Raw genomic sequence first — 7416 nt, 5'->3', positions numbered from 1 at the left:
AAGAAGATAAGAAGGTAGAAGAGCAGCAAAAAGCAGAGGAAGAAAAACGTAAGCAAGAAGAGCAGCAAAAAGTAGAGGAAGAAAAACGTAAGCAAGAAGAGCAGCAAAAAGTAGAGGAAGAAAAACGTAAGCAAGAAGAGCAACAAAGAATAGAAGAAGAGAAGCATAAGCAAGAGGAACAAAGAAAGATACAAGAGCAACAGAAAGCACAGCAACAACAGTCTGCAAAACAAGAAAAAACAACACAAGCAACAGGTGGGAAACCGACAAGATCACAAATTTCGGTTGGTTCACATGTAGTTATTCAATTGGATAAAGATTATAGTAAAACAGTGAGTGGTATTGTGAAAGATATTTTAACAAACACAGAAACACACACGTACGGAATTAAAGTTCGATTACAAGATGGACAAATTGGCCGTGTTCAAAGTGTTGGGTAGTGAAAAAGAGATTTCCTTTCTTAGGAAATCTCTTTTTTCTATTCGGTATGTACAAGAGGTAACGGATGACATTATACGGAGGGTGTACATGAGAAGACGTTGTGTACATAATATGTTATGTTTATATAAGTAATATTTTATTACGGTGCGGGGTGAAATTAATAAACAGAAAAGAGGGAATGAATTGAGGTGTAATTTTTCATTTCATCAGCCAAGAAGAAGTATATTAATTTCAGCGATGTTAAGTGGCCTAGTAACCCTATATGTAATACCCACAATTTTCTTGATTTTAAAATATTTTAGTTTAGATACGATGAAAGATATGTTAAATCAAAAAATTGTCTTAAGTATAATGACAATTTTGATGTGGATTGTACTATTGTATGTTGCGCATTTGAATAAAGATATTGTTAATAAATTTAAACGGATTATTAGGATTTATATTAGAATGTTTTTAGTAGCGCATGTGGTTACTTTGCTTTTTATTTTTATGCAAAATAATATGAATCTCGTAAATACACTGAATTGGATTTACAATTATAACGCACAGTTTATATTTAGTTTAATTGTAATTTATGCGATATATGTTTTGGTGTATAACGTACTTGGGAAAGTTTTTTTGAGTACTATTTTGACAAGCATTTTGCTAATCATTTTGGCTATTGTAAATCACTTCAAAATTGTTTTTAGGGGAGACCCACTATATCCTTCTGATTTTACACAGATTGGACATATGCAATCTGTTATACCAATGGTGATGGATTATTTTAGTTGGGGTTATATTCTTCTCGTTATTGTAAGTGTTGTTGTCTGTATTTTGGCGGGTATGTATGTGAGGAAGTATATTCAAAATGTAAAAGTTCATGCAGGCGTACGAGTTCTATTTATAATAGGATCCGTTGTTATTTTATATGTGTATGGTAATTTTACGAATACGTTTATGAATAAATGGTTTCAAAAGTCGGGTATAGAGTTCGTTTTGTGGGATCAAAATGAAAATTATGCTTCAAATGGTTTTGTATTAGGATTTATAAGTAATTTAGATACGACAGTCATTGAAAAGCCGAAAGATTATTCAAAAGAAAATATGCTTCAAATAGCAAACGATATAAAGAAACAATATAGTAGCAATATAGGGACGCAGAAGCAAAAAGAGAAACCGAATATTATTTTTGTAATGAGTGAATCGTTTTGGGATCCAACGAAGTTAACGAACCTGTCCTTTAGTGAAGATCCTTTACCGAATTTACATCATTATATAGAAAGTTTTCCGGGTGGACAAACTATTTCTCCTTCGTTTGGAGGAGGTACTGCGAACGTTGAATTTGAGGCGTTAACGAGTTATTCAATGAGTTTGTTAAAGCCAGGCTCTATACCATATCAGCAGGTCGTTACAAGTAAGAAGGAAATCCCATCAATTTCGCGAGCATTAAAGAAAGAAGGGTATTACACAAGTGCAATTCATTCGTTCGGCCGCTCATTCTATAAACGTGATGATGTATATAGAGTGCTAGGATTTGATAAGTTTAATGCACAAGATACGATGGAAAATGTAGAAGTTGATGGAGAGTATATTAGCGATTTATCTATGAGTAAAGAGATAATAGCTGAATTAGAGAAGCAAAAGAAACCTACTTTTATTCATGCGGTTACAATGCAAAATCATTTTCCATTTACAGAAGGAAGATTTGGCGAAAATCAAATAGAGATTAGTGGTTTAGAGAATGAAGAATCGAAGGCTGAATTAGAGACTTATACAGAAGGTTTAAGACGTTCAGATGAAGCTCTTCAATATTTAATAGAGGAGCTAGATAATTTAGATAGACCTACATTATTAGTATTCTTTGGGGACCATCTCCCATCACTAGGAACAAATAAGTCTCTTTATAAAGAGACTGGTTATATAACGAATGAAAAAACGCCAAGTGAACGATTAGCGATGGCGCAAACGCCGTTATTAATGTATGCAAATTTTGATATGCCAAATGACAATTTAGGTTTAGTAAGTCCAATCTATTTTTCAAATCTTGTCTTTGATTATGCTGGATTAAATAAGGTACCGTTCTATCAATTTTTATCGAATTTATATGGAGAAATTCCCGTACTTCGTGATGAATTGAAGATAGGAAAAGACGGAGAAGCAATAAAAAGTTTAACAGAAAAACAAAAAGAAATGTTAAAGCAATATGAGTTTATTCAATATGACTTACTCATCGGAAAGCAATATAGTAAGGATATATTATTTAAATAGGCGACAAAAAAGAACTTGTATACGATACAAGTTCTTTTTTCATAGTATTTAACGGGATAACCAGACAAGCTAGGTTTAGGGAGTATTACTTGTACATTTAGTATAAATTAAAATAGAGTCGTTTTAATAATTGATTTGTGAGAAGTGTGTGAATTTTTTATCTAGTATATAATTGGACAATTTGTTTAATTTTAATAGAATCAGTTCCAGATTTGTTATTAATTTTTAGTTTGCAATTATTTGTTGTATGGATTTATAAACAGACAGGATATCGCTTCGTTACTATTTATGCGTTTAATGATGAACGTGCATATGTCTTACCGATTCTTTGTATGACGATTGTTCCAACTCTTCATTTTTTCCGCATTATCGTTTTATTTTTAATGGAAGAGAAGAATAAGCCATATGTGGAATTTGCTCGTGCAAAAGGTAGTTAAGAAAAAAGAATTTGCCGTAAAGGAACTATGAATTTAAAAATTTTATCAGTTCCTTATTTAATTCATCCGCTTGATCGATTGGAGAGCCGTGGCCACTATTTGTAAGAGGATATAGTTCAGAGTTTTTAATTCGCTCTTTTGTTAGCTCAGCACTTTTATAAGGGATGAGTTGGTCGTGAACACCGTGGAATATTTTTGTTGGGACGTTAATTTTACTTAAGTCTTTCGTTACGTCTTCGTTTGCAGCAGCTTGCAAAATTTTGATGAGAGCATAAGAAGCGGACTGCATACCGAGATAAGAAAACCATTCTAACGTGGCAGCTCCTAAGTTTCTATTAAAAAATGATAAAGATACATCACTTAGAAACTTAGGTAAATTTACATACATTTGAGCAATCAGAGCATCTGCTTGTTCTTTCGGTACGCCGTAAGGGGATTCTTGGTTTTTCACGAAAGAAGGAGAGACAGCATCCACTAATGCAAGTTTGGAAATACGACGCCCATTATATCGTGACATATACCGAATAGAGAGAGCGCCACCGACTGAGAAGCCGACTAACGTAGCATTTTCTATTTGAAGTGCATCTAATACAATTGCGATATCATCAGCTAAACGATCATAAGTGTAACCAGTCCATGGTTTATCAGACTGTCCGTTTCCTCGTATATCCATGGCGATGCAGCGGAAACCATGTTGTGGTAAGATATTAAATTGATATTGGTACATTTGATGATTTAAAGGCCAGCCATGAACGAAGAAGACAGGTTTACTTCCAGGGCCTGGGTTAATATCCTCAACAAAAATGTGTACATCTTTTTCCACTGTAACGAACATGACGTATCCTCCTCATGTATTTTAATAGGCTCTTTCCCAAAATCGCTGTTTTGTCATTGCCTGAATAAATTCATTCGCAAGTAAGGTAGGATTTTGTTCTGTTATAACGCCAGGTTTTCCTTCGATGTTTAAAGATTGAACAATAGTAGTTCCATTTTGGAAAGCGCCAATTGGCTTAAAGTGATTATACGATTCTACGACGAATGAACTTGCCTTGTTAAGAAAATGATCATTAATATTTCCGCCAATAAGAAGTAGCCCATCATAAAGAAGTGGTGATCCTGTTAAGAAAGTATCATTCACTTCCCACTGTCCATTTTGAGAGCCTTGCACAAAACCTAATCGTTCGGAAATAATAACGGGCTGAAGACCGGCTTGTTTGAATTGATTTATAATATATTGTGCGTTTTGACCGTCATATCCGTTTGCGACAATGACGCCTACTCGTAATGTATTTGGGCTGAATGTTGTATGTTCCATACTTAGTGCTGGTGAGGATTTTGTAACATTTGATTCTTGAACATTTGGCACTGTTGCCCCGACTGCTTCAGCTACTAAAGTAGCTAATTCTGTACTTATATGACCAATCATACCTACGACTTGTTGGCGAACTGATTTACTTTTTACTTTTCCTAATTCAAAGGAAAAGGCCTGCATAATATGGATTTTTTCGACGTGGCTCATACTATTCCAAAATAAACGGGCTTGTGAGAAATGGTCTTTAAAACTAGCGGCTGTTTCTCTTGTTTTATGTCCAGAAACAGTAGAAGGATATGTAACGAAACCGCCTTTCGTACCAGGTACAGTAAAGGGAGAGTTATTAGCTAAAGAGTTATTATGGTAAGCGACTTTTCCTTTATCAATTATATATTTAGACGCACCATCTCTTTGATTGTTATGAAAAGGACATACCGGACGATTAATCGGTAACTCTTGATAGTTTGTACCGACGCGTGCTAATTGTGTATCTGTATAAGAAAATAGTCTACCTTGTAAGAGAGGATCATTTGTAAAATCGATACCGCGGACGATGCTTCCAGGGTGCAGTGCGACTTGTTCTGTTTCCGCAAATACGTTATCAACGTTTCGGTTTAACGTCATTTTTCCGATGATTTTAACAGGGAAGTCTTCTTCCGGCCAAATTTTTGTTGCATCTAATATATCGAAATCGTATTTAAATTCATCCTCTTCTTCTAAAATTTGAACGCCAAGTTCGTACTCAGGGTAGTTTCCGGCATTAATATTTTCCCATAAATCACGGCGATGATAATCTGGATCAGCGCCGCCTAGTTTTTGAGCTTCATCCCAAATTAACGAGTGAACGCCAAGCTTTGGCTTCCAGTGGAATTTTACGAATCGTGACTTCCCATGTTTATTAACTAAACGAAATGTATGAACGCCGAACCCTTGCATCATTCGAAAACTTCTCGGAATTGCGCGATCCGACATAATCCACATCATCATCGCAGCTGATTCTTGATTATTGGCGATAAAGTCCCAAAAAGTATCGTGTGCTGTTTGTCCTTGGGGAATCTCATTATGTGGCTCTGGTTTAAGAGCATGAATAAGATCCGGAAATTTAATACCATCTTGAATGAAGAAAATCGGAATGTTATTACCCACTAAATCGAAATTTCCTTCCTCTGTATAAAACTTAACAGCGAATCCTCGTACATCTCGGTTCGTTTCATTTGCACCTTTTGATCCAGCAACTTCAGAAAAACGAATAAAAATAGGTGTCTTTTTAGATGGGTCTTGTAAAAAATGAGCCATTGTTAAGTCTTCTAAAGAATCATATAGCTCAAAAACACCATGTGCTCCGTAACCGCGGGCATGAACGACTCTTTCAGGAATTCGTTCACGGTCAAAATGAGCGAGTTTTTCTCGCATCAGGAAATCTTCTAAAAGTGTAGGACCACGATCGCCGGCGGTTAAAGAGTTTTCATCATTTGAAATTTTGACACCCGTATTCGTTGTCATCTCTTTTCCTTCATTGCTTTTCGTAAAGGATTGTAACTGTTCTATCTTCTTATTTTCACGACCGTCCATATAAAGCACCTCCCATATTATACGTATTATTGTTCATGGTTTTTATGCTTACATATGGTGTGGGGAAGTATATTATCTATGGATTGATTTTCCTCATTTGTTCAATTTATCTTTGTTTGTCTATGAAAATCATTTATTATAATAAATGGTATTCTTTTGAAGGGGTGTTGAAGTGGAAGAGAGTTTTCTATCAGCTAAAGAAGAAAAGAAAAACGCTAAGATTTTCTTATGGGTAATACATGTTATTTTAATTGTATACGAGGTTGCATACGCGATTATATTAGAAGATACAATGCCTTTAGGAAATTGGCATAAAGGGATATGGAAGCTTGCATATATTATGGCTATATTAGGTATTAGTGTTTACTTATTTGAGAGAGAAAAAGCATATTTAGTTAAATATACATATTTATTTGCATACATGATCGCAGAGACTTTTAATATTGGATGGTATGCTTTTCATAATAGAATAGCATTTGATGAAGGGAATGTAATTGAATATATTTTTATTTTCTTCGTACCGATCTTTTTGAGTAAAAGATATTTATTTGTCTTAGCGCCATTCCTTATAGGGAAATATATGATATACCTATTTGTATTTGGAGAACTTAACCTGTTTATGTCTCTTGTTATAAATATGGTGTTACTTTTCGTGTCATTTATTATTTTAAATCGATTTTTACAATATCTTTCAGCAGTAAAGGGACGTATTGCAGAGGCAAGTCAGTCACAAAAATTGGCGGTTATCGGAAAAATGGCAGCGACAGTCGGACATGAAATTAAAAACCCACTTGCTTCATTAAAAGGGTTTACGCAATTACAAAAAGAGAAACACGAAAAAGATGCAACATATGAACAAATGATTCTCGAAATCGAAAATATGAATAATATGATTAGTGAATTAATGGAGGTTGCTACATGTAAACCTTCTGTTTATGAAAAACACATTGTAAGTGATGTTTTAGTACAAGCGGTAGAAAACATGCGCGGAAAAATGAACGAGTTAAATATAAATTGCACCTTTAATGAAGAACAAAATAGAAGTGAAATTGAATGTGATAAACGCAAATTAAAAGGAGTATTTTTGTATGTTATTAAAAATGCTTTAGAGGCAATGGAACATGGCGGAACATTAAAAATACAAGTTGAAAATAAAAAAAGAGATTATGTAATAGTAAGTATAGTAGATAGTGGTTTTGGGATAAAAAAGGATAATTTAGGACGAGTTAAGGATGCTTTTTATACAACGAAGCAAGATAGAATTGGGTTAGGTCTTACGGTAGCAGAGCGAATTATGACAGAGCATCTTGGAGAATTACACATTTCTAGTGAAGTAAAGAAAGGAACGAGAGTAGAAATACTGCTCCCGAAAAAATGTGAGCACAATGTGACACAAGATTAAGA

At 34.4% G+C, this 7416-nt stretch carries 6 protein-coding genes; 4 read left to right on the top strand and 2 right to left on the bottom strand.

Annotation, left to right across the window (positions count from 1 at the left end):
* From MR066_RS26115 to MR066_RS26105, 3 genes are all read left to right on the top strand, one after another.
* Window positions 1-440: YwbE family protein (locus tag MR066_RS26115; protein ID WP_242248986.1), on the top strand; the 440-nt coding region annotated here is incomplete at its 5' end.
* A 184-nt stretch (window positions 441-624) separates the two neighbouring features.
* Window positions 625-2691, top strand: a complete 2067-nt coding sequence (locus MR066_RS26110; protein WP_242248984.1) for an LTA synthase family protein — start codon at window positions 625-627, stop codon at window positions 2689-2691.
* A 152-nt stretch (window positions 2692-2843) separates the two neighbouring features.
* On the top strand, window positions 2844-3128 hold the full coding sequence (locus MR066_RS26105; protein ID WP_313954405.1) for an ABC transporter permease subunit: 285 nt from the start codon (window positions 2844-2846) through the stop codon (window positions 3126-3128).
* Window positions 3129-3153: 25 nt separating this feature from the next.
* Here the strand turns inward: MR066_RS26105 and MR066_RS26100 are convergent, their stop codons facing one another.
* Entirely contained in the window at window positions 3154-3963 is an 810-nt protein-coding gene (locus MR066_RS26100) for an alpha/beta fold hydrolase (protein ID WP_002129555.1), read from the bottom strand.
* A gap of 21 nt (window positions 3964-3984) precedes the next feature.
* Window positions 3985-6012 carry a catalase gene (locus MR066_RS26095; protein WP_242248980.1) on the bottom strand — a complete coding sequence of 676 codons (2028 nt, stop codon included), beginning with the start codon at window positions 6010-6012 and terminating at the stop codon, window positions 3985-3987.
* A gap of 172 nt (window positions 6013-6184) precedes the next feature.
* Between MR066_RS26095 and MR066_RS26090 the strand changes: the two genes are divergently transcribed.
* Entirely contained in the window at window positions 6185-7414 is a 1230-nt protein-coding gene (locus MR066_RS26090; RefSeq protein ID WP_016102915.1) for an ATP-binding protein, read from the top strand.
* Window positions 7415-7416: the final 2 nt, after the last annotated feature.

It is taken from the genome of Bacillus cereus group sp. BfR-BA-01523 (assembly GCF_022662615.1).
In the GTDB taxonomy this organism is placed as follows: Bacteria; Bacillota; Bacilli; order Bacillales; family Bacillaceae_G; genus Bacillus_A; species Bacillus_A mycoides.
The sequence above is the reverse complement of the archived record's forward strand: the minus strand, read 5'-3'. Positions and strand labels throughout refer to the sequence as shown.

What these genes read in the sequence shown, in the direction of transcription:
- MR066_RS26100 (WP_002129555.1), bottom strand. Translation starts at nt 3,963, where the DNA reads ATGTTCGTTACAGTGGAAAAAGATGTACACATTTTTGTTGAGGATATT.
- MR066_RS26095 (WP_242248980.1), bottom strand. Translation starts at nt 6,012, where the DNA reads ATGGACGGTCGTGAAAATAAGAAGATAGAACAGTTACAATCCTTTACG.